Here is a 26,887-nt window from a genome sequence, read left to right as displayed (position 1 = left end):
TCGCGATGTCGCCCCTGTCGAAGATCAATACGAGTCGGTCGCCGCTGATGTACGGCGTGGTGGCCGCAACGCTTGCGACCCTGTCGGTCGGCGGCGCGACGGCGATCGCGCAGCACAAGACCGTCACCGTCGACGTCGACGGCGACCTGATCCAGGTCGGCACGATGTCGTCGAACGTGAGCGGAGCGCTTGCGGCGGCGGGTTATTCGGTCGGCGAGCACGACGCGGTCGCGCCCGCGGTGAACTCGGACCTGCACGACGGCGACACCGTTGTGTTGCGTCGCGGCCGTGAGGTCGCACTCACCGTCGACGGCCAGCAGCGCAGCGTGTGGACCACGGCGCTCACGGTCGACGAGGCGCTGGGCCAGTTCCGGCTCGCAGGGGACGTGCACGTCTCGGCGTCCCGTTCGCAGCGGCTGCCGCTCGAGGGCGCGGACCTCGACGTCCTGAACCCGCGCACCGTCCGCCTGATCGACGGTGCGAAGGCGGCGTCCGAGGTGCGGCTGGCTGCTCCGACCGTCGGCGAGTTCCTGGCGGCGCACGGGACCCCGCTCGAGCAGGCCGACACCGTCGTTCCCGCCGCGGACGCCCCGCTCACCGAGAACATGGAGATCACGGTGACCCGGGGCCGGACGGAGACCCGCGTGGTCACCGAGTCGGTGGCTCCGCCGGAGCAGCGCATCGAGGATCCGACGATGAACATGAGCCGTACGGTCGTCGAGAACGCGGGCCGCTCGGGGGTCGCGGACGTCACGTACGAGGTCACGATGGTCAACGGCGTCGAGACCGGGCGCAAGCCGGTCGGCTCCACTGTCCGGGTCGCGCCGGAGCCGCGTGTCGTGCGGGTGGGCGCCAAGCCGGGCACCGAGGTGCCGCCGGTGCAGAACGGTGCGACGTGGGACGCGCTGGCGCACTGCGAGGCGACGGGCAACTGGGCGATCAACACCGGCAACGGCTTCTACGGCGGCGTGCAGTTCGACCAGAACACCTGGGAGCGCCAGGGCGGACTCAAGTACGCGCCCCGCGCCGACCTCGCCACCCGCGAGGAGCAGATCGCGATCGCGAGCCGCACACAGCAGACGCAGGGCTGGGGCGCGTGGCCGTCGTGCACCAGCAAGCTGGGCCTGCGCTGACCGCTTGCCACGTGCGTTAGGTTCTTCAGGTGTCAGACGCCGTGCCGCCCCCCATCCACCCGCGAGGACAGGCCGCCCTCCTGGGCCCTGCCGAGGTCCGCGCCCTCGCCGAAGAGTTCGGTGTGCGCCCCACCAAGCAGCTCGGGCAGAACTTCGTGCACGACGCCAACACGGTGCGCCGCATCGTGGCCTCGGCCGGTGTCGGCCCACAGGACACGGTGCTCGAGGTCGGTCCGGGCCTGGGTTCGCTGACGCTGGCGCTGCTCGACGTCGTCGACAAGGTCGTGGCCGTAGAGATCGATCCCAAGCTGGCCGCACGCCTGCCCGCGACGGTCGCGGACCGGGCGCCGGAGCTGGCGGACCGGTTGACGGTGGTCGGTGCCGACGCCATGCGGGTGATGCCCGACGACGTCCCGGGTGAGCCGACGGCGCTGGTGGCGAATCTGCCGTACAACGTGGCCGTCCCGGTGCTGTTGCACCTGTTCGCCGAGTTCCCGAGTTTGCGTACTGCACTGGTGATGGTGCAGTCCGAGGTCGCGGACCGGCTGGCGGCGACGCCGGGCAACAAGGTGTACGGCGTTCCCAGTGTGAAGGCCAACTTCTTCGGTGCGGTCAAGCGCGCGGGCCACGTCGGTCGGGCGGTGTTCTGGCCGGTGCCGCAGGTGGAGTCCGGCCTGGTGCGCATCGACCGGTACACCGAGGCGCCGTGGCCGATGGACGACGCGCACCGACGTCGTGTCTTCGCGGTGATCGACGCGGCATTCGCGCAGCGCCGTAAGACTCTTCGCGCCGCGCTGGCAGGCTGGGCCGGCTCGCCCGTCGAGGCCGAGCGGCGACTCGTCGCGGCGGGGATCGAACCGTCGACCCGCGGTGAGAGGCTCGACGCGGCCGCTTTCGTGCGACTCGCGTCGGTCCCGGAAACCGACTGACGCCGAATCGTCTTTCGTCACAGGATGGTTCGGCCGGCCTCTGTGATCCGGATCGCGCCGATTCGTCCGGATCGGATTTCTGGACCACAATAGACCGGGCGGTCGCTGTCGGGGGAGATCGCCGCGAAAGGGTCCCTTCGAGCTGTGATTTCGAGGAAAACGGTTGTGAACAAGCGAATGTGGGCATACCTGCGTCGGTCGATCGGGGTGGCGTCGGTGGTGGCAGCGACCGCACTGGTCGCTGGGTGTGGTGGATCGGTGGAGGGCACGGCGGCGGCTGCCGACTCCGGGTCGACGAGTTCGTCGAGCACGACGAGCAGCGCGGCGCCCAGCACGGTGTCCGGTCAGCAGGGGAGCGACCGCGGTGGTTCGGTCGACATCGACGTCGCGATCGGTGACTGCGTGCGCCTGGGTGGTACGTCGGACGCGGCGACGATCGCCGAAGCGAAGTGCGGCAGCGACAAGTCCAACTACAAGGTGGTGGCCAAGGCCACGAAGAACGCGCAGTGTCCGTCCGACGTCGACCAGGTCTACTACGAGACCCGGTGGGGCAGCGAGCGCGGCGCCCTGTGCCTCGACGTCGACTGGGTGATGGGCGGCTGCATGAGCATGCCCGACGGTGAGGACGAGCCGCAGCGCGTGGACTGCACCAATCCCACCGCCCCGAACATCGAGCGGGCCGTCGAGATCATCGAGGGCGTGACCGACGTCGAGCAGTGTTCGGAGGGCGGCTTCGTGCACGACGAGCGCCGCTTCACCGTCTGTACCGAGACGGTCAGCGGCTAGCGTTCGGTTCGTGACGACGGCCCGGAGGGAATTCCCTCCGGGCCGTTCGCATTTCGTGATCCGGCTCGTCCGGCGGGTATCTCCTCCTTTCGTATCGAAGGGCTCCTACTTTCGTATCCGGTCGTCCCGGTTCGGCGTCGGTGCCGGCGTGCGCTGCCCTAGTTTCGGCGGGGTACAGCCTCGTTCTTGCATGTCGAAAGGTGTTCTCATGTCGCGAATTTCGATCCGTCGTGCTGCTGCGGCGGCCGTGGTCGTCGGTACTGCAGCGCTGGTCGTCCCGGCGCTCGCATACGCCGCACCCACCGGTTCCCTCGGTTCGCTGGGCGGCTCGCTCGGTGGTTCGGTCAGTGGCTCCGCCGGTGGCTCGCTCGGTGGTTCGCTCGACGGCTCGGTCGGTGGCTCGACGGGTGGCTCGTCCGAGGCGCCGGCCGCGGGTTTCACGTGTGACCCGCTGTCGACCGAAAAGGCGCCGGCGGGATGGGGCATCCCGTTCGACGACGAGCGCGGACAGGAGGCGTCCTACTCGGCATCGAAGGTGTTCGACCGGAACGGTTCCCTCGAGCTCGCGGTCGACGGGCCGTCGGATCGCGCCGCGTGGTACCACTCGGCGGGCAGTGTGAAGCTCTCGGACGTCATCGCGAAGGAGATCGGGTTCGCCGAGAAGGCGGCCACGTCGACCGCGTCGTTCCAGATCCGGCTGCTGGGGACCACGGGCGGCAAGTTCGAGAACGGATTCACCACTCTCGTGTGGGTCGCCGAGCCGGGCACCACGTCGACCTCGGACGGCGGCATGCACGACGAGATCCAGAACGGCAAGTGGTGGAGCACCCAGAACATCGATGGTGCGAAGGACCGCGTTCCGACGACGCTGGCCGCGATCTCCGCCGCCAATCCGAACGCCACCGTCGAGCACTACGGCGTGAGCGTCGGTACCGGTTCGGCCGCGACGTCGACGCTCGTGGATGCGGTGACGTTCAACGGCTGCACCACCGACTTCGCTGTGATCGATCCCGCCCCGGCGACCGGATCGGGCACGGGATCGCTCGGAAGCCTGTCCGGCAGCATGTCCTCCTGAATCAGGACACTGCCTGCGCCGACCGCGCCCGAGAGGGGCTCGGTCGGCGCTGTTCTCACTGACCGGGAACGGTCGATCGGGACAAACCGGGGCCGGTTACCCTCTCCGAAATCTGTGGCGAGCGTCACAGTTGCACGAGTGGTGGGAGGGTGCGTGGGCGGAAGATCGGTATTCGGAAAGGGTCTGGTGGCGGCGGTGGTCGCGGGTGCCCTGGTGCTCGCGGGTTGCGCGAACTCGGCCGACGGGAGCGAGTCGGGCGACACACGGACCCCGCCGGCCGTCGGCCTCGTGGGGGACCAGGAGGGCACGCCTGGCCCGGTGCCCCAGCTGACGTTCAGCGTGCAGGCCCTCGCCGCGGTCCTGGATCCGGCGAGGACCGCGGCGCGCGGCGGCAGCGGCGGCGACGAGTTCGCGGCGGTCTACGACGTCCTCCTGCGCTACGACGAGAAGACGGGCGAGTTCGTGCCGCGGCTCGCGCAGTCCCTGTCGTCGGACGGCGGCGGGATGGTGTGGACGCTGAAACTGCGTCCGGGCGTGACCTTCAGCGACGGCACTCCGCTCGACGCGAACGCGGTGGTGTCGAGCATCATTCGCTACAACACCGCTCGCGGCAACGGTGCCGCGGTGTGGGTCGACGCGGTCGAGTCGACGACGGCCGTCGATCCGCAGACCGTCGAGTTCCGGCTGCGCAAGCAGTGGCCGACGTTCCCGTCGATGCTGGCGCTGGGCCACGGCATGATCGTCGCGCCCAGCGCGGGTGAGGGGGAGGCGTTCAAGCCGATCGGCGCCGGTCCGTTCGTGCTGGAGCGCTACGCGCCCAACGAGGAGCGGGTGCTCACGGCGCGCGCCGACTACTGGAACGGCAAGCCGAACGCGGACCGGATCCGGTTCGTCGCCCTCAGCGGCTCCCGGGAGAACCTCGAGTCGTTGAAGACCAACGGAATCGACATCGGCTTCATGCGCGGTAACCCCCAGGCGATCTACGACGCGCTCGACGCCGACTATCCCGGCTCGTTCAGCATCCTCAACAGCGGTGGCGCCGAGTTGGTGAACAACCGCGAGGGCCGCCCGGGCGCGGATGTCCGGGTGCGCAAGGCGATCGCACTGGCGATCGATCCGGAGTTGGTGGGCCGGCGCGGCGACAACGGCCTCGGCCTGCCCGGGAAGGCGATGTTCGACGAGCGGTCCCGCTGGGCCACCGATGTCGAGGGCCTGCCCTACGATCCGGACGCCGCGCGGAAGTTGCTCGACGAGGCCAGGGCCGACGGCTACGACGGCAAACTGAACTACATCGTGCTGCAGGAGCCCACCGAGGCGGCGATCGGCCTGGCCGTGCAGTCGCTGCTGCAGGCGGTCGGGTTCACCGTGAACATCGTCAACGCGAACAACGCGGGCGACATCGTCAAGCAGGTGTATGTCCAGCACGACTACGACATGGCGCACGCCGGTATCGGCCTGTACGAGGCGATCCCGTTCCTGGGCCTGCAGACGACGTTGACGGGGAACTCCATCTCCAACTTCTCCGGGTACGCGAATCCGCAGATGGACGCGCTGCTCGGCAAGCTGCAGGCCGCCGACGGCGACGAGCAGATCCGTGGCGTGATCTCCGAGATCCAGACGCTGTGGAACGAGACCGTGCCGAGCGTGCCGATCAGTTCCGTGATGATCTACGTGGCCTGGCAGCAGAATGTTCGCGGCGTGGTGCCCACCGCGACGGGAATCATGCTGCTCGACAACGCGGGTCGCGTCTGACCCGACGAACGGCACGGGCCCGACGACGCGGTCGCCGGGCCCTCGTCGTGTTCTATGCGGATGGGCGGAACCGCCGCAGCCGCAGGCTGTTGCTGACGACGAACACGCTCGAGAACGCCATCGCGGCCCCCGCGAGCATCGGGTTCAGCAGGCCCGCCGCCGCGAGCGGGATCGCCGCCGCGTTGTACGCGAACGCCCAGAACAGGTTGCCCTTGATCGTGCGGAGGGTCTTGCGCGACAACTCGATCGCGTCGGCGGCGGAGCGGAGATCACCCCGGACGAGCGTGATGTCGGCGGCCTCGATCGCGACGTCGGTGCCGGTGCCCATCGCCAGGCCCAGGTCGGCCTGGGCGAGGGCGGCCGCGTCGTTGACGCCGTCGCCGACCATTGCGACCACCTTGCCTCGGGACTGCAGGTCCTTGACGGCGTTCACCTTGTCGCCGGGCAGCACCTCCGCGATCACTGTGTCGATGCCGACCTGGTCGGCCACGGTCCGGGCGACGGTCTCGTTGTCTCCGGTCAGCAGGACCGGGGTCAGTCCGAGGGCCTTGAAGCGGCGCACCGCGTCCGCGCTGGTGTCCTTGATCGCGTCGGCGACGACGAACACGGCCCGGGCCTGCCCGTCCCAGCCGGCGGCGATCGCGGTCCGCCCCAGCTTCTCCGCGTCCCTCTTGGCGCGGGCGAGATCGTCGGGCAGGTGCTGCGACCAGTCGGCCAGCAGGCTTGCGCGGCCGGCGACCACTGCGTGGCCGTCGACGATGCCCTGCACGCCCTTGCCCTCGACGTTCACGAAATCCTCGACGCCGGGCAGCGTTCCGACGCTCCCCGCGGCACCGGCGGCGACGGCCTGGGCGATCGGGTGTTCGGACGCGTTCTCCAGCGCCCCCACCAGTCGCAGCGCCTCGTCGCGGTCGACGCCGTCGGCGGTGATCACGTCGACCAGCGTCATCTTGCCGGTGGTGACGGTGCCGGTCTTGTCGAGCACGACGGTGTCGACGCCGCGTGTGGTCTCGAGGACCTCGGGGCCCTTGATGAGCACGCCCAGCTGGGCGCCGCGGCCGGTGCCGACGAGCAGTGCGGTCGGGGTGGCCAGGCCCAGCGCACACGGGCACGCGATGATGAGCACCGCGACCGCGGCGGTGAATGCCACCTGCAGTGGGTTGCCGGTTCCGATCCAGTAGCCCAGCGCGGCAACCGAAATCGCGATCGCGATGGGCACGAACACGCCGGCGATGCGGTCGGCGAGACGCTGGACCTCGGCCTTGCCGTTCTGCGCGTCCTCGACGAGCGCGGCCATCTGGGCGAGCTGGGTGTCGCTGCCGACCCGGCGGGCCCGCACCACGAGCCGTCCGCCGGCGTTGACGGTGGCGCCCACGACGTCGTCGCCGACGCTCACCTCGACGGGCACCGATTCGCCGGTCAGCATGCTCATGTCGACGGCGGAGCTGCCCTCGACGACGACGCCGTCGGTGGCGACCTTCTCGCCGGGGCGGACCACGAAGAGGTCGTCGACGCGCAGTTGGTCTGCGGGGATGCGGGATTCGACACCGTCGCGCAGGACGGAGACTTCCTTGGCCCCGAGCTCGAGCAGGGCGCGCAGGGCGGCGCCGGCGGTCCGCTTGGACTTGGCCTCGAAGTACCGTCCGGCGAGCACGAACGTGATGACGCCGGCGGCGACCTCGAGGTAGATGTTCGCGGCGCCGTCCATCCGGCCGATCGTCAGCTCGAAGGCGTGCGTCATGCCGGGGGTGCCGGCGGTGCCGAAGAACAGCGCGTACAGCGACCACGCGAACGCGGCGGACGTGCCGAGCGAGATCAGGGTGTCCATCGTCGCGGTGCCGTGCCGCAGGTTGGTCCACGCGGCGCGGTGGAACGGCAGACCGGCCCACACGATGACGGGCGCGGCGAGGGTGAGCGAGAGCCACTGCCAGTTGGTGAACTGCAGCGCCGGGATCATCGCCATCGCGATGACCGGAATCGACAGGACCGCCGACACGATCAGCCGGGTACGCAGCGACGCGAGTTCGCGGTCGTGCGGGTCCTCGGCGCCGCCGGACTCGTCGGTGGTCGGGGGAGTCGGGAGGGTGGCCGTGTACCCGGCCTTCTCGACCGCGCCGACCAGGTCGTCGGCGGTGACCGAGTCGTCGAAGGTGACCTTCGCCTTCTCGGTGGCGTAGTTGACGGTCGCGGTGACGCCGTCGAGCTTGTTGAGTCGCTTCTCGACCCGGGCGGCGCACGAGGCGCACGTCATGCCGCCGATCGAGAGTTCGATGGTGTCACCGCGGCCGGTTGCGAGATCGGCGGTGGTCATCAGTGTCCTCCTTCGTGACCGTCGTGTGCGGGTGCGGATTCGGTGGCCGGTGGGGTGGTCGTCGGGCCCACCGGAACGGTGAACTCGGCGGTGTGGACGGTGCCCTCGTGCTGGAAGTCGAGGAACAGGCGGTACGTCCCGGCACTCGGGGCCTGGGTGTGGAACGTGACGTCCGGGCCGGGTGCGGTGACGCCGTTGCCGGGCGCGCCCTCGGGGTGGACGTGCAGGTAGGCGAGGTCGCCGGTGCGCAGCGCGACCAGGTGCCCGTAGGCCCCCAGATACGGGTCCAGGTCGGTGACGGGGACGCCGTTGCGCGTGACCCGGAGCGTGAGCGGGCCGCCGGCGGTGGTGAGGTCACCGTCGAGGGTGACGGTGTAGCCGTCGACGGTCGCGGTGCGCGACGCGGCGGGAAGCGTAGCCGGCTGGAGGTCGCCGGCGACGTCGACGTTGCGACCGAGCGTGAGCTGGCCGTGCGCGCCGGACGCCTGGAAGTCGGCGAAGACGCGGTACGTGCCGCCGGTCGGCCAGGTCCAGTCGATCGACCAGGTGCCGTCGGGGCCGAGTGTCGGGTGGACGTGCCGGAACTGGCTGGTGTCGGTGCGGACGACGATCAGATGCAGTTGCTTCCCGTGCAGTTCGTCGAACGCGCGGACCGGTTCAGCATCGGCGCTCAGGATGCGGAAGCTCAGGGTGCCGGGCTCCTCGGCGCGGGCCGGGGAGGTGATCTCGCTCAGGGTGTAGCCGTTCTGCGATACCTGTAGCCCGGCGGGGAGACCCGCCTCCGGAGTGGCGGTCGGCGCGGCCGCCGCATGGCTGTCGGTGTGTGTGCTCGTCATGTCGATCGGGCTCCCCGTGACGGTGCCCACGCCGAGGGCTGCGGCGAATACGACAGCGAGGCCCCCGGCGTAGGCGATGAGCGTGGTGGACGTGCGCATCGGATTCCTCAGATCGGCTGGGCCGTGTAGCCCGCTTCCTCGACTGCCGCGGTGACCGCGGACTCGGGGAGCGGGGCTGCGGACGTGACGGTCAGGCGGCCGGACTGCAGGTCGACGGCGACGTCGGAGACGCCCGCGATCGCGCCGACCTCTTCCTTGACCGAGGCGACACAGTGTCCGCAGGTCATCCCGGTGACGGCGTATTCGGCGGTGCTCATGTCGATCTCCCTCTGCTGTACCACTACCCCGTGTGGGTATGGCGAACAATTAGGAAGGTACCCCCAGGGGGTATTGGGCGCAAGGGGTCGATTTCGAGACGTGCGACACGTCTGGGCCGGACCGGTGCGTATCGGCGCTGGTTGTGGTTGACTGATCTCGGTCGTAGTTTTTGTGTTTGTGTTAGTCCACGCTCGCAAATCCTGAAGTTGCGGGCGGACGAGGTCTCTCCTGAGAGCGACGTAGCCGCCGAGTAACACCGGCCCGGGAACCCCTGACCTGGAGTTTCCCGAGTTTGCACTGTGTAAGAGGAGAGAAAAGAAACATGGCAGAAGGCACCGTGAAGTGGTTCAACGCTGAAAAGGGCTTCGGCTTCATCGCGCCCGACGACGGCTCCGCCGACGTCTTCGTCCACTACTCGGCCATTCAGACCAACGGCTTCCGCACCCTGGAAGAGAACCAGCGCGTGCGTTTCGAGATCGGCCAGGGCAACAAGGGCCCGCAGGCCACCGACGTCACCGCTGTCTGAGCTGACTCGGATCTGCCCGGCTGAGCCGGGCGCATGACGAGACACGGGCCCCACTCCTTCCCGGAGTGGGGCCCGTGTCGTGTCTCCGGCCCGATTCGTCGCACCGGCACCGGGTTCGGCGCTAGGGTTCGGCAACCGAGCCGACGAGACGGAGGGGGCCGACGTGACGCCCGAGGAGTTGAGTGACCGCGCCGAGATCGGCGACGTGCTGCACCGCTATTTCCGGGGCGTCGACCGCCGGGACTGGGCGCTCGTGCGGGGGTGCTTCTTCGACGACGCGCACAACGACTACGCGCCCTTCTACCAGGGCGCGATCGACGACTTCATGGAGTTCCTGGCCGACCCGGCCGGCTTCGGGCTCTTCGATCGCACCTTCCACTTCGCGGGGAATCAGCTGATCGAACTCGCCGGTGACAGTGCCGAGACCGAGATCTACGCGATGGCGCAGCACACCAGCGCCGCGGACGCCGGCAATCCCACCCGGAACTTCCTCATCGTCTGGCTGCGTTACCTCGACCGGTTCGAACGCCGCGACGGGCGGTGGGCGATCGCGGACCGGCGGATCGAGGTCGAGTGGATCCGCAACGACGTCGGCGGTACCTGGATGGACGTTCCCGGTCAGGCGTCGCCGTAGCGGCGGGCCGCCACCGCGTGGCGCTCCGCGGCCAGTCTGCACTCGTCGCGCAGTTCGGGTGGGTCGAGCACGGTGAAGTCGACGTCGAATGCGCTGAGCCACCGCGCGATCGACCGCGGTGAATCGCCCCCGAGCGCGACCACACACCGATCGTCGGGTGCGTCTTCGAGCGTGCCCCACGCGGCGTCGACCATCGGCGCGATCTCGTCGATCGGGGCGTGGAGCAGCACCCGCGCCCGCACCCGGGTCACCGCGCGGTCGACCCCACGTGCCACGAACTCGGCCGCGCCGCCGGGCGGCAGTTCGCGCGGCGTGAACCGCGGACCGGCGGGGATCTTGGGGTCCATGCGGTCGACGCGGAAGGATCGCCAGTCGTCGCGCATCGTGTCCCACGCGACGAGGTACCAGCGCGACCCGGATCGGACCAGCCGATAGGGCTCCACCTCCCGTCTGCTCTCGCTGCCGTCGTGCGTGCGGTAGTCGAAGCGGAGGCGTTCGTGGTTGTGACACACCGACGCGATCGCGGACAGCACCGCGGCATCGACGGCGCTCGGTGCCGGTTCGCGCTGCACGACGTCCACCTGCAGGGCCTCGAGTCGGTGTCGCAGCCGCGACGGCATCACCTGCCGCAGCTTGGTGAGGGCGCGCACCGACGACTCGCCGATCCCGACGACGGCTCCGGTGGCACCGGACTGCAGTCCCAGCGCGACGGCGAGGACCTCGTCGTCGTCGAGCAGCAGCGGGGGCATCTCCGCGCCGGCGCCGAGTCGGTAACCGCCCCCGACGCCGACGGTCGCGTCGACGGGGTAGCCCAGGCCACGCAGCTTGTCGACGTCGCGCCGCACCGTGCGCGGGGTGACGTCCAGGCGGTCGGCCAGTTCCGTGCCGGACCAGTCCCGTCGGGTCTGGAGTAGGGACAGCAGCCGCAGCAGTCGTGCCGATGTTTCCCGCATGGGTCCGAGCATTCCACCGATCGAGGACGGTAGGTGTCCGCAATCGCTCGTAGCTTTCGTGGCGACAGGGACGGAACCGCCGAACGAAAGGCACGGACGATGCGCGCGATGATTCACACGGAGGGGTTGACCAAGCGGTTCAAACAGGGCAAGAACACGGTCGACGCGGTCGTGGACGTCGATCTCGAGGTCGCGGAGGGCGAGCTGGTGGCGCTGCTCGGCCCCAACGGCGCGGGCAAGTCGACGACCCTGCGGATGCTCACCACCCTGCTGGCGCCCACGTCGGGTCAGGCGAGCGTCGCGGGATTCGACGTCACCACCGATCGTGACGAGGTGCGGCGCCGGATCGGCTACGTGGGGCAGGGCAGCGGGGCCGGGCACAATCAGCGGGTCCGGGACGAGTTGGTGACGCAGGGCCTCTGCTACGACATGGCCAAGGCGGCCTCCGCAGCGAGGGTGGATGAACTGCTCGACGCCCTCGATCTCGCCGACCTGGCGACACGCAAGGTGAGCACCCTCTCGGGTGGCCAGCGCCGACGTCTCGACATCGCGCTCGGGCTGGTCCACCGGCCGCCGCTGCTGTTCCTCGACGAACCGACCACCGGCATGGACCCGCAGAGCCGAGCCAACCTGTGGGAGCACATCCTGCGGCTGCGCGCGCAGATGGGCACGACGATCGTGCTCACCACGCACTACCTCGAAGAGGCCGACGCGATGGCCGAGCGGGTGATCGTCATCGACCGCGGCACGGTGATCGCCGACGACACCGCGTCCGCGCTCAAGTCGGAACTGGCCGGGGACCTGCTGACGATCGGGTTCGACGATCCCGTCGCCGCGGCCCGGGCCGCCGACCTCGCGGCATCGCTCGTGACGGTTCGCGACGTCACGATGACCGGTGCCGTGATCCGGGTCCGCACGAGCGAGGGCGACGCCGCGCTGCCGGGGCTTCTCCGCGCGGCCGAGGGGTCCGGTCTCCGCGTCGCGACCGCCGATATCGCCCGGCCGACGCTCGACGACGTCTTCCTCGGCCTGACCGGCCGCAGCCTGCGCGAGACCGCCGCGGCGTGAGCCCGACCGGCTCGACTCGATCCGATATCCAGACCAGACCAAGGAGACTTCACATGACCGGCATAGTGCGCGACAGCGGGATCGTCATGGCCCGCGAACTGCGACCCACCCTTCGCGACCCGGTGAGCGTCGTGTTCAGCCTCGCCCAGCCGCTGATCCTGCTCGCCCTGTTCGGCCCGCTGCTGAAGAGCGTCCCGGGGATGGGGGAGGGCGTGTGGAACTGGTTTATCCCCGGCGTGCTGGTGATGATCGCGATCTTCGGCACGTCGATGACGGGCTCGAACCTCCTGATGGAGATGCAGCAGGGCTCGCACGAGCGGATGCTCGTGACACCTCTGCACCGCTCGTCGCTGCTGATCGGGCGGGCCGCGAAGGAGATGGTTCCCCTTGCCGCGCAGGCGGTTCTGATCATCCTGGTGGCCCTGCCGCTCGGCCTGGACGTCGATCCGCTCGGCGCGGTCGTCGGCATCGCGCTGCTCGGCGTGTTCGGGGTGGGCCTCGGCGCGCTGTCGTACGCGCTCGCGTTGGCCGTCCGTGAGCAGGACTGGATGTTCTGGGTGGTGCAGCAGACCTTGATGTTCCCGATGCTGATCCTGTCGGGCACGATGCTCCCGCTCGACGACGCCCCGCGGTGGATGCGGGCACTCGTCGCGGCCAACCCGCTGGGCTACGTGGTCGAGGCCGAACGGGCCCTGTTCGCGGGCGAACTCGCATCCGGAGCGGTCCTGTCGGGTGTGATCGCTGCGGTCACCGTCGCCGTGGTGGGACTGGGTGTCGGGGTCCGGTCCGTGCGGTAGTGGCTCGACCGGGCCAAGTGCCGCCTGAGGTGCGTTTTCGTCGCCTCGGGCGGAGCGCCTATTGTTGGAACTTGTGCTTTCCGTCGTTCCGCGCCCCGTCACGGTCCGGGCTCCCTCCAAGGTCAACCTGCATCTCGCGGTCGGTGACCTCCGAGAGGACGGCTACCACGAGCTGAGGACCGTGTTCCAGGCGCTCTCGCTCACCGACGACGTGTCCGTCGTCCACGCCGAGAGCCTCGCGGTGCGGGTCCGGGGTGAGGGTGCCGCCTCGGTGCCCACGGACGCCACCAACCTGGTCTGGAAGGCCGCCGAGATGCTCGCGGCCGAGGCGGGCATCGCCCCCGACGTCGAGATCTCGATCGTCAAGGGCATCCCGGTCGCGGGCGGCATGGCCGGCGGCAGCGCCGACGCCGCGGCCGCGCTGGTGGCCCTCAACGACTTGTGGCGACTGGGCCTGGACCGCGACGCCCTCGACGAGTTCGCGGCGCGGCTCGGCAGCGACGTCCCGTTCAGTCTCCACGGCGGTACCGCATTCGGCACCGGGCGCGGCGAGAAGCTGCTGCCCGTCCTGTCCCGCAACACGTTCCACTGGGTGCTCGCACTCGCGAAGGGCGGGCTGTCGACGCCGACGGTGTTCCGTGAGCTGGATCGGCTCCGTGCCGAGGGCAACCCGCCGCGGGTCGGTGACGCGTCCGATCTCATGCACGCCCTCGCGTCCGGCGACGCCGACGCGTTGGCGCCACTGCTCGGCAACGACCTGCAGGCGGCGGCGCTGTCGCTGGCACCGGAACTGCGGCGCACGCTCCGGGCCGGGGTGACCGCCGGCGCGCTCGCCGGCATCGTGTCCGGCTCGGGGCCGACGTGTGCGTTCCTGTGCGCGGACGCCGACTCCGCCGTCGCGGTGGGCGCGGAACTCTCGGGTGCGGGAGTGTGCCGCACCGTACGTGTCGCGAGCGGGCCGGTGCCCGGCGCACGCGTGATCGACCCCGAGCCGGAAGGCAGCCACTGATGGCGAATTTGATCAATCTCGAACAGGTTTCGAAGTCCTTCGGCATCAAGCCGCTGCTCGATTCCGTCTCGCTCGGTGTGCAGGAGGGCGAACGCATCGGCGTCGTCGGCCTCAACGGCGGCGGCAAGACGACGATGCTCGAGGTGCTCGCCGGGATCGAGGAGCCGGACTCGGGCCGCGTCAGCCGCGTCGGCGGGCTCCGGATGGCGGTGGTGACGCAGCGTGGCGTGCTGCCCGAGGGGTCGACCGTCGGGGACGTGGTCCTGGGTCCGCTGGGTGTCGCCGACCACGAGTGGGCGGGTGACGCCCGGATCCGCGGCATCCTCGCGGGCATCGGCATCGACAACCTCGGTCTCGACGCGAAGGTCGACGGCCTCTCCGGTGGCGAGCGGCGCCGTGTCGCGCTGGCCGCCGCACTGGTCCAGGACCTCGACCTGCTGGTACTCGACGAGCCCACCAACCACCTCGACGTCGAGGGCGTGCAGTGGCTGGCCGAGCACCTCGTCTCGCGGCGCTCGGCGCTGGTCGTCGTCACCCACGACCGCTGGTTCCTCGACACCGTCGCCACCCGCACGTGGGAGGTGGTGGGCGGCAAGGTCGAGAGCTACGAGGGCGGCTACAACGACTGGATCTTCGCTCGCGCCGAACGTGCCCGGCAGGCCGACGCCGCGGAGGAGCGGCGGCAGAACCTGGCCCGCAAGGAACTTGCGTGGCTGCGGCGCGGACCGCAGGCCCGCACGTCCAAGCCGAAGTACCGCGTCGAGGCGGCCGAGGCGCTCATCGCCGACGTCCCCGCGCCGCGCGACAGCATCGCGCTCGCGTCGTTCGCCAAGCGTCGCCTGGGCCGCGTCGTCATCGAACTCGAGGACACCAAGCTCACGACACCCGACGGACGCGAGCTGGTCCACGACCTGACGTGGCGGCTCGCCCCCGGTGAGCGCGTCGGCCTGGTCGGCGTCAACGGCTCCGGCAAGACGACGCTGCTGCGCACCCTCGCCGGCGAGCTCGAGCCGGCGGAGGGCAAGCGGATCCAGGGCCAGACCGTCAAGATCGGGTGGCTCCGCCAGGAGCTCGACGACCTGCCCACCGACATGCGGGTGCTCGACGCCGTCAAGGACGTCGCGGAGCGGATCACGCTGGGCGACAAGGAGATCTCGGCCGGACAGCTGGCCGAGCGGCTGGGCTTCGCGCCGGCCCGTCAGCGGACCCCGGTCGGGGACCTGTCCGGTGGTGAGCGACGCCGCCTGCAGCTCACCCGCGTGCTCATGGGCGAGCCCAACGTGCTGCTGCTCGACGAGCCCACCAACGACCTGGACATCGACACCCTCCAGCAGCTCGAGGATCTGCTCGACGGCTGGGCCGGCACGATGGTCGTCATCTCGCACGACCGCTACCTGATCGAGCGGATCTGCGACACCACGTGGGCGCTCTTCGGCGACGGCAAGCTGACGAACCTGCCGGGCGGCATCGAGGAGTACCTGCGCCGGCGTGCGGTGCTGGCGCAGAAGCCGGAGAACGTGGCGCAGTCGGTCGCGTCCACCGCCGGGGCCGCCGCGCCCAAGGTGGCCCGCGACGGCGCCGCCGACCGCGCGGCCCGCAAGGAACTGGCCCGCCTCGAACGGACGGTGTCGAAGCTGTCCGAGCGCGAGGAGAAGCTGCACGCGCAGCTCGCGGAGGCCGCCACGGACCCGTCGAAGCTGATGAGCCTGGACGCCGAACTCAAGCAGGTCGTGGCCGAGAAGGAGGCCGCGGAGGAGCAGTGGATGGAGCTCGCGTCCGAACTCGAGTGACGTGGCCGGCGAATCGTCCCGTTCGTCTTCGTGTGCAACGATAATGCCGCTACCGGCCCCAGATGCCCACGATGGCGGATAGCCTGCACTAGTACCGTACGCGCGGGGTGGAGGGCGGGCATCGTGGATCTGGAGGCGATAGCCGAGATCAGTCGGCTCAAGTACCGGTACGTGCGCGCCCTCGACACCAAGTCCTGGGCGGATTTCGCGGACACCATGCTGCCCGACGTGACGGCCACCTACGCCGAGCATCTGCGGTTCGACTCGCGGGACGCCTTCGTGTCGTTCCTGCAGGACACGCTCGGTCCGCACGTGATCACCGAACACCACTGCGGCCACCCCGAGATCGACGTGCACGGCGACACCGCGACGGGTATCTGGTACCTGTCCGACACGGTCGTGGTGCCCGGCGACCAGATGCTGATGCACGGCGCCGCGTTCTATCAGGACCGTTACGCGAAGGACGCGACCGGACGGTGGAGGATCGCGCACACCGCGTACGAGCGCACCTACGAGTCGGTGTACTCGCTGGCCGACATGCCGAGCTTCCGCCTCACGTCGAACCGGTGGGCGTTGATCGGGTCGCCGCAGTCGGGGGTGCCCGGGGTGGCTCCGTGACGGATTTCCCTCCGGCCGGCGCCCTGCCGTATCTGACGGTCCGCGGGGCGCGGGAGGCGCTGGAGTGGTATCGGAAGGCGTTCGGGGCCGAACTGGTCGGGGAGCCGATCGTGATGGACGACGGCCGTATCGGCCATGCCGAGCTGCGTCTGCAGACCGGGATGGTCTACCTGGCCGAGGAATTCCCGGAGATGGGCCTGACGGCACCCGAGTCGGGTGCGACATCGGTGAGCTTGATGCTGCCGGTCGATGACACCGACGCGGTGCTCGCGCGGGCACACGATGCCGGGGGCACCGTCGAGCGGTGGATCTCGGAGAACGACGGCCGACGCAACGCGACGCTGATCGACCCGTTCGGACACCGCTGGATGCTGTCGGGACCGGCGAAGGGTGCCGCCGGCCGATAGGGTCGGTCGGTGACCGTTCCGCCCCGCGCGTCGTTCCGCGACACCCGCAGCTGGATTCGTGCCTTCCCCGGTTCCCAGGCGTCGCCGCCGAGCAGCGGACTGCCGATGCCCGCAGACCCGGGCCTGCCGGCCGACCCCGTCGAACTGTTCCTGTCGTGGCTCGGCGAGGCGGCTGCGGCCGGGGTGGTGGAACCGCACGTCGCGACGCTGTCGACGGTGGATGCGTCGGGTTTCCCCGACGCCCGCACGCTGCTGCTCAAGGACGTCACGGCGCGCGGCTGGTGGTTCTCGAGTGACCTGCGTTCACCCAAGGCGCGTCAGCTGGACGCCCGTCCGGCGGCGGCGCTGACCTTCTACTGGCGGGAGCAGGGCCGTCAGGTGCGGGTGCGCGGCGGGGTCGAAGCCGGCGACCTCGAGGTGAGCGCGCGTGACTTCCGGGAGCGGTCGGAGACGGCGCGGGCGGTGGCGGCGGCGAGTCGGCAGAGCGAGATCCTCATGGACGTAGCCGAATACGACGCCGCGGTCCGGGCCGCGGCGGCCGATCTGGAGGCCGACCGAATGCTCGTTTCGGAAACCTGGCAGGCTTGGTGTCTGGTTCCGGCGACAGTCGAGTTCTGGCACGCAGATCCGGGCCGACGGCACCTGCGTGTCCGCTACCGGCGCACCCCGGGTGGGGCTGCCGGATGGCATACCGACGCGTTGTGGCCGTGAATCGTTCGACAGGAGAGGTAGGCACGATGACGTCGTTCATCCAGACCCGCGTGCACGGCAGTGTCGCGGAGATCGTGCTCGATCGGCCCAGGGCGCTCAACGCCTTGGACAACAGCATGATTCGCGATATGCATGCCGCGCTGGAGCAGTGGCGCGACGATGACGCGATCACGGCGGTACTGGTGACAAGCTCATCGGACCGGGCATTTTGTGCGGGCGGCGACATCAAGTCGGTGCGCCAGTCCTCACTCGACCGCGACCACAATGCGGTCCACAAGTTCTTCTCCACCGAGTACAAGCTCAACGCGCTCATCGCGAACTATCCCAAGCCGTACATCGCGCTGATCGACGGCCACGCGATGGGTGGCGGGCTCGGCATCTCGGTGCACGGATCGGTGCGCGTGGTGACCGAGAAGGCCGGCCTCGCGATGCCCGAGACCGCGATCGGCTTCTTCCCCGACGTCGGTGCCAGCTACTTCCTGCCCCGGCTGACCGGAGCGACGGGAATGTACCTGGGCCTGACCGGTGCCCGCGCATCCGGCGCGGACGCCGTCGCCGTCGGATTGGCCACGCACTTCGTGCCCAGCGACAAGATCGACGCGCTCGCTGGTGACATTCGCGCCATCAGCGGCGGTGACGCCGGAGAGGTCGATCGTGTCCTGGCGCGCCACGCCACGGACGCGCCGGCGTCGGAGCTGGCGGATCGGCAGGGCGAGATCGACCGCGTCTTCGGCTCGGGCAGCCTCGCCGACATGGTGGCCCGGCTGACCGGCGACGACGTGTGGACCAAGACCACCCGCGAGGAGCTGGCCTCACTGGCCCCCAGCAGCCTGTGGATCACGGCGGAGCTGGTGCGTCGGGGCGCGGATCTGACCCTCGAGCAGTGCCTGGACCTCGAACTGGCGCTGGGCGCCGAGGTGACCCGCAACGCCGACTTCATCGAAGGCGTGCGGGCAGTCCTGGTCGACAAGGACCGCAACCCCTCCTGGAATCCGCCGTCGGTCGACGACATCGACCCGGAGGCGATCGAGGCGCTGTTCACCGAGATCACCGCCGCACCCGCGGAGTAGTCGCCCTCAGACGGTCACGGGCAGGTCGAACTGCAGGCGTGCACCGCCGAGCGGACTGTCGGTCAGTTCGGCGGTGCCCCCGTGCAGCGACGCCTGCTGGGCGATCAGGGCGAGACCGAGCCCGGAGCCGTCCGGGTGCGCGGACGATCCCCGCGCGAAACGCTCGAACAACCTCGCGCGTTCGTGTTCGGGCACACCGATCCCGTTGTCGTCGACCGCGATCGTGACACCACGGTCGCCGTTGTCGGTGACGGTGATCCGGACCCGGTCGGCGCGCCCGTGCCGGACGGCGTTGGTGACCGCGTTCTCGAGGACCGAGCGAAGCCCCGACGGGAGCCCTCGCATCCGTAGGGCCGGCGGGGTGGAGAGTTCGACGGCGACGTCGGGCAGGCGCCGGGCCGACTCCTGCACGCATCGATCCACCAGTTCCACCAGGTCGAGATCCTCGTGATCGTCGGCGTCGGACAGTTCGCCGACGGCCAGGCTCTCCAGGTCCGACAGGGTGGTCTCGATCTGCCGTTCGGTGGCCAGCACGTCGCGGATGATCTCGGCGCGCTGCTCGTCGGACAGCTGCATGGTGGCGAGCACCTCGAGGTCGGTGCGCATCGAGGTGAGCGGGGTGCGCAGCTCGTGTGCCGAGACGGCAGCGAAGTCCCGTGCCGAACCGAGCGCTTGCTGTGTTCGGCTCTGCGCCTTACCGATTCGGGTAAGCATGTGTCCGATGGCGTCGGCGAGTTCCTCCGCCTCGCGGACCCCGCGAATGTCGGGGAGGGCGGTGGGTAGTTCGTCGCCGACCGTGTGGGTGGCCGCGGCGAGCCGCTGCATGGGTCGTACCGCCCGCCCGGCAAGCAGCCAGCCGAGCCCGGCCGCGACCGCGATGGCGACGATCGCGGCGCCGGCCACCTGCCACTGTTGATCGTGGATGGCGCGGCTGAGCGCGTCCTCGGGAACCGAGACGGCGACCACCTGGCCCACGGCTCCGCTGATCGGGACGTCCTTTGCCCGCACGGCGGTGCCGTCGATCGTGGTTGCGCGGACAGCGTCGGTGACTTCCGCGGCGGGGGTCGAGACGACCGCCGGGTCGCGCTCGACGAGGGGCGAAGTGGGCGCGGTGCCGAATCCCGAGACCGCCGACTCGGACGGCACAGTCAGCGACACCGAGTCCAGGGTGCGATCGAGTTGTTCGGAACTGTTGACCCGCAGGAACACCGCGAAGGCGAATCCGATCGCGGCGATGACGATGGTGGCGGCGAGCGCCGACACCAGGGCGACGCGGGCACGCAGAGACAGTGAGCGTCGGCGCGGGCTCACGGCTGATCCCGTAACACGAACCCGACGCCTCGCACGGTGTGCAGCACGCGCGGCATCCCGTTCGCCTCCAATTTCTTTCGCAGGTACGTGACGAAGACGTCGACGACGTTGGTGTCCGCGTCGAAGTCGTAGCCCCACACCAGCCTCAGCAACTGAACCCGGCTGAGGACGATCCCCGTGTTCTCGGCGAGGACGGCGAGCAGGTCGAACTCGCGCTTGGTCAGCTCCACTCGCTCACCCCTCGCGCGAACACGTCGGCCGGGCAGGTCCACCTCGAGTTCGCCGACGGTGACGACACCGGCCGGGACGTCCTTGCGCGGTGCGCGGCGCAGTAGTGCGCGTAGTCGGGCGACCAGCTCACCGAGCTCGAACGGCTTGGTGAGGTAGTCGTCGGCGCCGGCCTCGAGTCCTGCGATCCGGTCGCCGACCGTGCTGCGCGCACTGAGGACGCAGATGGGGACCTCGTTGCCCATCGCGCGAAGCGCGGTGACGACACTGACCCCGTCCAGGCCCGGCATGTTGACGTCGAGGACGATCGCGTCCGGGTTCGACGAACTGACGGCCCGCAGCGCGGAGGCTCCGTCGGGTGCGGTCTCGAGGTCGAAACCGGACAGGCGGAGCCCCCGCGTGAGGGATGACAGGACCTTGGGGTCGTCGTCGACGAGCAGGATGCGGGCGCTATCGGTCACTGGATCCATAGTGCCCGGTCTTTTCGGCTACTCAGCAGGCGCGCGCTGTGATCATCACCGCGTCGGCGCTGACGGTCGTCGCCGTGACGGCGGGTGCGGCGCCGGCCTCGGTGGGTGCCGCGCCCGCCTCGGTGGACGCGGCGTCGGTGAGCACGGACGCGGCGATACTCTCCGTGGGCGCCCCGGCCTCGGTGACCACCGGGCGGTTTTCGGAACTGTCCTCGATCAGCTTCTGGATCTCCTCGTCCGACAGGTTCTCGGTCGAGCACGCCGCGGTCGTTTCCGCGGCTGGGGTCGAGACGACCACCGGCTCGCCGCCGGGAAGAGAGTTCTGGGCCCAGGCGACGCCGGGCACGGCAAGAGCGCCCGCGGCGGCGATGCTCGCAGCGGCGACGCCCACCTTGCGGCGCGTGATGTTGCGGATGAGGGACTTGGTCATGGTCGGACTCCTCGCTCGGTGTCGGAGCCCCGGTGGCCCCGACACCAGCCAAGTTATGGGCACAAAACTCGGCTCCCGTTAGCGAAGTCTTAGGGGTTGATTAGAGAATCACCGGCGCACGATCCCGAGCGCTGCGGCCAGCTCCCGCAGCGCGGGAAGAGGGTCGTCCGCCATCGGAAGTACCTGCACCGCAACGTGGTCGGCCCCCGCGTCGAGGTGCGCCGTGAGCCGCGCGGCGACGGTCGCGGGATCGCCGTGCGCGACGAGGGCGTCGATCAGGCGGTCGCTGCCGCCGTTGTCGAGTTCGGCGGTGGGGAACCCGAGGCGCTCGAGGTTTCTCCGGTAGTTCCGCAGGTGCAGGTACGGGTTCTCGACGGCCTCGCGGCCGATCGTGCGGGCCGCGTCCGAGTCGGTGCTCAGCACCACCTTCTGCTCGGGCGCGAGAAGGGCGTCCGGGCCTAGGACGTCCCGGGCCTGCCGGGTGTGCTCGGGTGGCGTCAGGTACGGGTGGGCGCCGGCGGATCGATCCGCGGCCAGCTTCAGCACCTTGGGGCCGAGCGCGGCGAGCACCCGTCGGTGCTTGGGGACGCCCGCGTCGTCGAGGACGTCGAGGTAGCGGACGAGGGCGTCGTACGGCTTCTCGACGCCCATGCCGGGCACCTCGGGATGGCCGACGCCGATGCCGAGGACGAAGCGTCCGGGATGCCGGGACTCGATCCGGTGGTAGGACTTCGCGATCTCGTCTGCCGGCGCGGAGAAGATGTTGACGATCCCCGTTGCAACCGTGATCTTCTCGGTGCCGGCGATCAGGTCCTCGATCACCTGGAGGTCGGCCGGCGGAGATCCGCCCGCCCAGATGGCGCCGTAGCCGAGTCGTTCGATCTCCGCGCCTACCTCGGGTGGTAGTCCGAGGGCGAGCCGCCAGACGCCGAACTTTCCGTACGCGGGAGTGCCCGCCGTGTCATGTGTGAGCTGTGCCATACTCGGTCCAACCGGACCGGTCGGTGGATCATTCCACGGCGGTGTCGGACGGTGTGTCCGAGGCGGCCCGTGCCGCGGTCAGGCGCTGGATGCGCATCCACACCGCGAAGCCCCACAACACGAATGCCGCGTACACCAGGTACAGGATCGCGGACGGGTAGTAGCCGCCGCTGAACAGGAGCGGGACGCCGACCACGTCGACGCCGATCCAGATCAGCCAGAACTCGGTCCACCCGCGGGCCATGCCGTAGGTGGCGAGGATCGAACCGGTGAAGATCCAGGCGTCGGGCCACGGCCCCCACGAGCCGAGCATGTCGAAGACCTTCGCGAACGCGACCGTTCCGACGACCATCGTGGCGATCATCGCGATCCGTTGGCCGGTCGACGCCCAGTGCGGAAGCACCGCTTCGCCGGAGTCGTGCCGGGACCGCAGCCACGTGGTCCAGCCGTACGCGCTGACCGTGATGAACAGCAGTTGCCGTCCGGCCTGGCCGTACAGGTTCAGGTCCTGCGGAGTGTGGAACAGCGCGCCCATGAACACCGTGAACAGCAGGGCGTTGCCGATGATCCCCACCGGCCACGCCCACACGACGCGTTTCATCCCGCCGATCGCGGACGCGATGCCGAATGCGTTCCCGACGATCTCGCGCCACAGGATGGTGGCGCCGCCGAGGTGGATCTCGGCGTCGAACAGTGTCTGCAGCAGGCTCACTGATCGCCCGCGGCGACAAGCGCCTCGAGCGTGAGCTCCGGCATCTCCTTCTGGATGTACTGCAGGCGCCACTTGTCGCTGAACAGCGCCAGCAGCACACCGTCGGTGCGGGTGAAGACCTCGACGCCGCGCTGGCGGCCCAGTTCGACCGCGGACTCGGCGTCGGTGCGCCGGGCGAGCGCGTATCCGAGCGGCTCCATCCGGGCCTCGACGTTGAACTCGGCCTTCATGCGGGCCGCGACCACCTCGAACTGCATGGGACCGACCGCCGCCATGACGGGCGAGGCGTCGCCGCGGATGTCGTTGCGCAGGATCTGCACGACGCCCTCGGACTCGAGCTGGTCGACGGCGCGGCGGAACTGCTTGTACTTGCTGGCGCTCTCGGCGCGCAGCACCGAGAAGTGCTCGGGCGCGAACGACGGGATCGGCGGGAACTCCACCTTCTTGTCGCTGAACAGCGTGTGGCCCGGCGCGAGTGCGTTGGCGTTGACCAGGCCGACGATGTCGCCCGGGTACGCGTTCTCGACCGTGTTGCGGTCGCGGCCGAACACCGTCAACGCGTACTTCGTCGCGAACGGCTTGCCGGTCTGGGCGTGCGTGACGACCATGCCGCGTTCGAACACACCGGAGACGACACGCATGAACGCCAGACGGTCCCGGTGGGCGGCGTCCATGCCGGCCTGCACCTTGAACACGACGGCGCTGAACGGGTCGGTCACCTCGCGGGCGCCGTCGGCGACGTCCTTGCGGGCGCCGGGCGCGGGGGCGAGCGCGATGAGGGTGTCGAGGATCTGCCGGACGCCGAAGTTGAGCATCGCGGACGCGAAGATCACCGGCGAGGTCTGGCCGGCCAGGAACAGCTCCTGGTCGTGGTCCTGGCCGCTCGCCGAGAGCAGTTCGCTCTCCTCGGCCGCGGTCACCCACTCGTCGCCTTCGCGGGCCGCGGCGGCGTCGGCGTCCATGACCTCCTCGGGGGCGATCTTGGCGCCGCCCGCGGTACGGGTGAAGCGGATGTATTCCTGCGCGACACCGTCCTCCCCCCGGCGGAGCAGACCACGGAAGTCGCCGGCGATACCGACCGGCCAGAACAGCGGCGTGGGGGTGAGGCCGATGCGTTCGTCGATCTCGTCGAGCAGCTCCAGCGGGGTGCGGCCCGGGCGGTCCCACTTGTTGATCACGGTGATGACCGGGATGCCGCGGTGGCGGCACACCTGGAACAGCTTGAGGGTCTGTGGCTCGAGGCCCTTCGCGGCGTCGATGAGCATCACCGCGGCATCGACGGCGGTGAGCACGCGGTAGGTGTCCTCCGAGAAGTCGGAGTGGCCGGGGGTGTCGACCAGATTGACGACGTTGATCTGGTCGCCCGGGGTCTCGTCGGCGTGGTAGTTGAACTGCAGGGCCGTCGACGACACCGAGATGCCGCGGGCCTTCTCCATCTCCATCCAGTCCGACACCGTCGACTTGCGTCCGGCCTTGCCGTGCACGGCACCGGCCTCGGAGATCACCTTCGCGTGCAGTGCGAGGGCCTCGGTGAGTGTCGACTTACCGGCGTCCGGGTGCGAGATGACGGCGAACGTGCGACGTCGGGAGGCCTCCGCCGCGAGGGACTTCGGTGCGGTACCGGCGGTCGGCGCCTTCTCGGCGGTGGTGAGTTCGGCCGAGTCGGGGGCGCTGGTCAACGTGAACCTCTCGGGGAGTCGGGGCCGGGGGAGAAATCGGTGATAACCGGTACAAGGGTACGCGGGCGGTGTCCTGCAGTAACAGGTCGGCACCGCTTCCGGATATACGTCAGGGGGATCGGCTGGGCAGTCGTAGTGTCCGGACTGAACCGGAGGAGCTTTCATGAGCAACTTCACCGATGAGATGTACGCCGCCGCCGCGACCAGTACGCGGGCCCTGATCACGGGTGAACCGGGCGCTCCGCTGCGCCAGCAATGGAGTGAGGTGCACGCGGCCGCGCGCAGGATGGCCGGCGCACTCGCCGACGCCGGCATCGGGCCGGGGGACGCGATCGGCGTCCTCGCCGGGATGCCTGTCGATATCGCGCCAGTCGTTCAGGCGACGTGGATGCGGGCCGCGTCGGTGACGATGCTGCACCAGCCGACTCCGCGCACCGACCTGCAGGTGTGGGCGCAGGACACCGAGACGATCATCCGGATGATCTCGGCGGCAGCCGTGATCGTGGGCCCGCCCTTCGAGGCCGCGGTCCCGCTGCTCAGCGAACGCGGCATCAAGGTGGTGACGACCGACGCACTCCGCGGCGGCCCCGACATCGACCCGCTCGAAACCGCGGAAACCGACATCGCGTTGCAGCAGTTGACGTCCGGGTCCACCGGGTCGCCCAAGGCGGTGCAACTCACGCACGCCAACTTCCACGCGAACACCTGCGCGATGGCCGACCGCGTCAAGTTCAGCCGCGACCGGGACGTGATGATCAGCTGGCTTCCGCTCTTCCACGACATGGGGATGATCGCGTTCCTCTCCGTGCCGATGCAGATCGGTTCCACCACGGTCCACATCACCCCGCTCGACTTCCTCAAGACACCGCTGCTGTGGGCGGAACTGATCGGCAAGTACCGCGGAACCATCACCGCTGCACCGAACTTCGCGTACTCGCTACTGGCGCGCCGGCTTGCGCAGGCGCCCGACGGCGAATACGACCTGTCGTCGATGCGCTGCATGCTCAACGGTGCCGAACCGGTCGACCCGGACACGATCGCCGCGCTGCAGGGGGCCGGGGCCCGCTTCGGGCTGGACCCGATCGCGCTCACCCCGACGTACGGGCTGGCCGAGGTGACGCTCGCGGCGTCGATACCCGAACCCGGGCAGGGGCCGGTGCTCGACCACATCGACCCGGACCTGTTCGAGGGCGGCGGGTTGGCGGTCCGGTCCAACCGGAGCAACGCGCGGCCCATGGCGACGCTCGGGCCGCTCGTCCCGGGGCTCGAGGGACGGGTCGTCGCCCGGGACGGACTGGAGCTGCCGCGACGCGCGGTCGGTGTGATCGAATTGCGTGGAAAGTCTGCCACCCCAGGCTATCTCACCATCGACGGTCCGCTGCCGGCGCAGGACGAGGACGGCTGGATCAACACCGGCGACATCGGCTACTTCACCGAGGACGGTCTGGTCGTCGTGTGCGGGCGCGTCAAGGACACCATCATCATGGGCGGCCGCAACATTTATCCCACGGACATCGAACGCGCCGCCGGATCCGTCGCGGGGGTGCGCCCCGGCAACGCCGTCGCGATCCGCCTCGACGCCGGCGACAAACGCGAGAGCTTCGCGGTTGCCGTGGAGACCAACGCAATCGACGATCCGGACGAGGTCAGGCGAATCGAGCACGAGGTGGCACACGCCGTCGTCGCCGAGGTGGGCGTGCGGCCCCGCACCGTCGCCGTCCTCGGGCCGGGGGCGATTCCCAAGACGTCGTCGGGCAAGCTGCGGCGGTCGAGTTCGATCGGGCTGCTCTGAACGTCGACCGTCGCTACTGGTCGACCGTGAAGATCACCGCGCGGCCGTTCTGTGCTGCGGTGCGGTAGAAGTCCTTCAGATCGGGCAAGAATGCCGCGGTGTAGGCGATGTCGTCGGCATCGCCGGTGCCTTCGTAGTCGACGAACGTGAGCGTGGCGAAGCGATCGCGCAGCCACTGCCCGTCGAGTGGTTCCAGGGCTGCCGCGACCTCGCGGACCTGCTCCGCGGTGACGTGGCAGACGAGGTAGTCGTCGCCGTCGTGAAGCGGCTCTCCGCCGAGGATGACGTGCGACAAGGGGAAGTCACCGTTGTCGAAGGCCAGATCGCCGTCCGTGAAGCAGCGGTGCATCGCGTCCCAGGACTTGTCGAGCTCGCAGAGATGGTCTTCTTCCCACCGCTCCTCGATCTCGCCGACGAGTTGGTTTCGTTCGTCGTCGTCCCGGCAGGCCAGGAGACGTTCGGCCTCGTCGGCGTCCAGGGCGAAGAGTACTGCGCGAGCCGTCATCCGATTCCTCCTGTTGATCGACGTGGCGTGATCCAATCACGACGCGCCGACACGTC

27 protein-coding genes are annotated in these 26,887 nt (G+C 69.7%); 16 read left to right on the top strand and 11 right to left on the bottom strand.

What is annotated here, in order from left to right; all coding sequences use genetic code 11:
• Positions 1-5: 5 nt before the first annotated feature.
• From ABI214_RS07230 to ABI214_RS07210, 5 genes are all read left to right on the top strand, one after another.
• Positions 6-1,133, top strand: a complete 1,128-nt coding sequence (locus ABI214_RS07230) for a transglycosylase family protein (RefSeq protein WP_348607974.1) — start codon at positions 6-8, stop codon at positions 1,131-1,133.
• 29 nt (positions 1,134-1,162) lie between these two features.
• Positions 1,163-2,062: a 16S rRNA (adenine(1518)-N(6)/adenine(1519)-N(6))-dimethyltransferase RsmA gene (gene rsmA, locus ABI214_RS07225; RefSeq protein ID WP_348607971.1), complete on the top strand. Its 900-nt coding sequence runs from the start codon at positions 1,163-1,165 to the stop codon at positions 2,060-2,062.
• A 177-nt stretch (positions 2,063-2,239) separates the two neighbouring features.
• On the top strand, positions 2,240-2,848 hold the full coding sequence (gene lppU, locus ABI214_RS07220) for an LppU family putative lipoprotein (RefSeq protein ID WP_348611380.1): 609 nt from the start codon (positions 2,240-2,242) through the stop codon (positions 2,846-2,848).
• Positions 2,849-3,056: 208 nt separating this feature from the next.
• A complete protein-coding gene (locus ABI214_RS07215; protein ID WP_348607969.1) occupies positions 3,057-3,923 on the top strand; it encodes a hypothetical protein in 867 nt (288 codons plus the stop codon).
• A gap of 153 nt (positions 3,924-4,076) precedes the next feature.
• Positions 4,077-5,675, top strand: a complete 1,599-nt coding sequence (locus tag ABI214_RS07210) for an ABC transporter substrate-binding protein (protein ID WP_348607967.1) — start codon at positions 4,077-4,079, stop codon at positions 5,673-5,675.
• 52 nt (positions 5,676-5,727) lie between these two features.
• Here ABI214_RS07210 and ABI214_RS07205 read toward each other — a convergent pair whose 3' ends face one another.
• The 3 genes from ABI214_RS07205 to ABI214_RS07195 are packed head-to-tail and all read right to left on the bottom strand — an operon-like array spanning position 5,728 to position 9,139.
• Positions 5,728-7,986 (bottom strand): heavy metal translocating P-type ATPase, encoded by a 2,259-nt coding sequence (locus tag ABI214_RS07205; protein WP_348607964.1) that lies wholly within the window; start codon positions 7,984-7,986, stop codon positions 5,728-5,730.
• On the bottom strand, positions 7,986-8,921 hold the full coding sequence (locus ABI214_RS07200; protein ID WP_348607961.1) for a hypothetical protein: 936 nt from the start codon (positions 8,919-8,921) through the stop codon (positions 7,986-7,988). The genes ABI214_RS07205 and ABI214_RS07200 overlap by 1 nt, the downstream gene beginning before the upstream one ends.
• Positions 8,922-8,929: 8 nt before the next feature.
• Positions 8,930-9,139, bottom strand: a complete 210-nt coding sequence (locus ABI214_RS07195) for a heavy-metal-associated domain-containing protein (protein ID WP_348607958.1) — start codon at positions 9,137-9,139, stop codon at positions 8,930-8,932.
• A 323-nt stretch (positions 9,140-9,462) separates the two neighbouring features.
• Between ABI214_RS07195 and cspE the strand changes: the two genes are divergently transcribed.
• Positions 9,463-9,666 (top strand): transcription antiterminator/RNA stability regulator CspE, encoded by a 204-nt coding sequence (gene cspE, locus ABI214_RS07190; protein ID WP_005514750.1) that lies wholly within the window; start codon positions 9,463-9,465, stop codon positions 9,664-9,666.
• A gap of 163 nt (positions 9,667-9,829) precedes the next feature.
• On the top strand, positions 9,830-10,300 hold the full coding sequence (locus tag ABI214_RS07185) for a nuclear transport factor 2 family protein (protein ID WP_348607954.1): 471 nt from the start codon (positions 9,830-9,832) through the stop codon (positions 10,298-10,300).
• Here ABI214_RS07185 and ABI214_RS07180 read toward each other — a convergent pair.
• The gene (locus ABI214_RS07180) at positions 10,285-11,253 is read right to left on the bottom strand and encodes a helix-turn-helix transcriptional regulator (RefSeq protein WP_348607951.1); all 969 of its coding nucleotides are present in this window, start codon (positions 11,251-11,253) and stop codon (positions 10,285-10,287) included. The two genes, ABI214_RS07185 and ABI214_RS07180, sit on opposite strands and share 16 nt — an antisense overlap.
• A gap of 108 nt (positions 11,254-11,361) precedes the next feature.
• Between ABI214_RS07180 and ABI214_RS07175 the strand changes: the two genes are divergently transcribed.
• The 8 genes from ABI214_RS07175 to ABI214_RS07140 all read left to right on the top strand — a co-directional run bounded on the left by ABI214_RS07175 (position 11,362) and on the right by ABI214_RS07140 (position 18,723).
• Positions 11,362-12,321, top strand: a complete 960-nt coding sequence (locus ABI214_RS07175; RefSeq protein ID WP_348607948.1) for an ATP-binding cassette domain-containing protein — start codon at positions 11,362-11,364, stop codon at positions 12,319-12,321.
• Between the two features lie 53 nt (positions 12,322-12,374).
• Positions 12,375-13,118, top strand: a complete 744-nt coding sequence (locus ABI214_RS07170) for an ABC transporter permease (RefSeq protein WP_348607945.1) — start codon at positions 12,375-12,377, stop codon at positions 13,116-13,118.
• Positions 13,119-13,191: 73 nt separating this feature from the next.
• Entirely contained in the window at positions 13,192-14,127 is a 936-nt protein-coding gene (locus tag ABI214_RS07165; protein ID WP_348607942.1) for a 4-(cytidine 5'-diphospho)-2-C-methyl-D-erythritol kinase, read from the top strand.
• Positions 14,127-15,917, top strand: a complete 1,791-nt coding sequence (locus tag ABI214_RS07160; RefSeq protein ID WP_348607939.1) for an ABC-F family ATP-binding cassette domain-containing protein — start codon at positions 14,127-14,129, stop codon at positions 15,915-15,917. The genes ABI214_RS07165 and ABI214_RS07160 overlap by 1 nt, the downstream gene beginning before the upstream one ends.
• A 123-nt stretch (positions 15,918-16,040) precedes the next feature.
• Entirely contained in the window at positions 16,041-16,535 is a 495-nt protein-coding gene (locus ABI214_RS07155; RefSeq protein ID WP_348607936.1) for a nuclear transport factor 2 family protein, read from the top strand.
• Entirely contained in the window at positions 16,532-16,942 is a 411-nt protein-coding gene (locus ABI214_RS07150) for a VOC family protein (RefSeq protein ID WP_348607932.1), read from the top strand. The genes ABI214_RS07155 and ABI214_RS07150 overlap by 4 nt, the downstream gene beginning before the upstream one ends.
• A gap of 9 nt (positions 16,943-16,951) precedes the next feature.
• Positions 16,952-17,653, top strand: a complete 702-nt coding sequence (locus ABI214_RS07145) for a pyridoxine/pyridoxamine 5'-phosphate oxidase (protein ID WP_348607929.1) — start codon at positions 16,952-16,954, stop codon at positions 17,651-17,653.
• Between the two features lie 26 nt (positions 17,654-17,679).
• The gene (locus ABI214_RS07140) at positions 17,680-18,723 is read left to right on the top strand and encodes an enoyl-CoA hydratase/isomerase family protein (RefSeq protein WP_348607924.1); all 1,044 of its coding nucleotides are present in this window, start codon (positions 17,680-17,682) and stop codon (positions 18,721-18,723) included.
• A 6-nt stretch (positions 18,724-18,729) separates the two neighbouring features.
• Here the strand turns inward: ABI214_RS07140 and ABI214_RS07135 are convergent, their stop codons facing one another.
• The 6 genes from ABI214_RS07135 to ABI214_RS07110 form a co-directional block, all read right to left on the bottom strand.
• Positions 18,730-20,034 carry a sensor histidine kinase gene (locus ABI214_RS07135; RefSeq protein WP_348607920.1) on the bottom strand — a complete coding sequence of 435 codons (1,305 nt, stop codon included), beginning with the start codon at positions 20,032-20,034 and terminating at the stop codon, positions 18,730-18,732.
• Positions 20,031-20,732, bottom strand: coding sequence for a response regulator transcription factor (locus ABI214_RS07130; RefSeq protein WP_348607916.1), 702 nt, complete (start codon positions 20,730-20,732; stop codon positions 20,031-20,033). The genes ABI214_RS07135 and ABI214_RS07130 overlap by 4 nt, the downstream gene beginning before the upstream one ends.
• A gap of 22 nt (positions 20,733-20,754) precedes the next feature.
• Entirely contained in the window at positions 20,755-21,162 is a 408-nt protein-coding gene (locus ABI214_RS07125; RefSeq protein ID WP_348607913.1) for a hypothetical protein, read from the bottom strand.
• Positions 21,163-21,270: 108 nt separating this feature from the next.
• On the bottom strand, positions 21,271-22,143 hold the full coding sequence (locus tag ABI214_RS07120; RefSeq protein WP_348607910.1) for an LLM class F420-dependent oxidoreductase: 873 nt from the start codon (positions 22,141-22,143) through the stop codon (positions 21,271-21,273).
• A gap of 28 nt (positions 22,144-22,171) precedes the next feature.
• Positions 22,172-22,855: a nicotinamide riboside transporter PnuC gene (pnuC, locus tag ABI214_RS07115; protein ID WP_348607907.1), complete on the bottom strand. Its 684-nt coding sequence runs from the start codon at positions 22,853-22,855 to the stop codon at positions 22,172-22,174.
• A complete protein-coding gene (locus tag ABI214_RS07110) occupies positions 22,852-24,534 on the bottom strand; it encodes a peptide chain release factor 3 (protein ID WP_348607902.1) in 1,683 nt (560 codons plus the stop codon). The genes pnuC and ABI214_RS07110 overlap by 4 nt, the downstream gene beginning before the upstream one ends.
• Positions 24,535-24,697: 163 nt before the next feature.
• On the opposite strand from ABI214_RS07110, the gene ABI214_RS07105 reads away from it, so the two are divergent.
• On the top strand, positions 24,698-26,326 hold the full coding sequence (locus ABI214_RS07105; RefSeq protein WP_348607897.1) for a fatty acyl-AMP ligase: 1,629 nt from the start codon (positions 24,698-24,700) through the stop codon (positions 26,324-26,326).
• Positions 26,327-26,339: 13 nt separating this feature from the next.
• On the opposite strand, the gene ABI214_RS07100 is transcribed toward ABI214_RS07105, so the two are convergent.
• Entirely contained in the window at positions 26,340-26,831 is a 492-nt protein-coding gene (locus tag ABI214_RS07100) for a YfbM family protein (protein WP_348607892.1), read from the bottom strand.
• Between the last annotated feature and the right edge of the window lie 56 nt (positions 26,832-26,887).

This window comes from Prescottella soli (genome assembly GCF_040024445.1).
GTDB lineage: Bacteria > Actinomycetota > Actinomycetes > Mycobacteriales > Mycobacteriaceae > Prescottella > Prescottella soli.
Note: the sequence above shows the minus strand (reverse complement) of the source record. Positions and strands in the feature narration are given on the sequence as shown.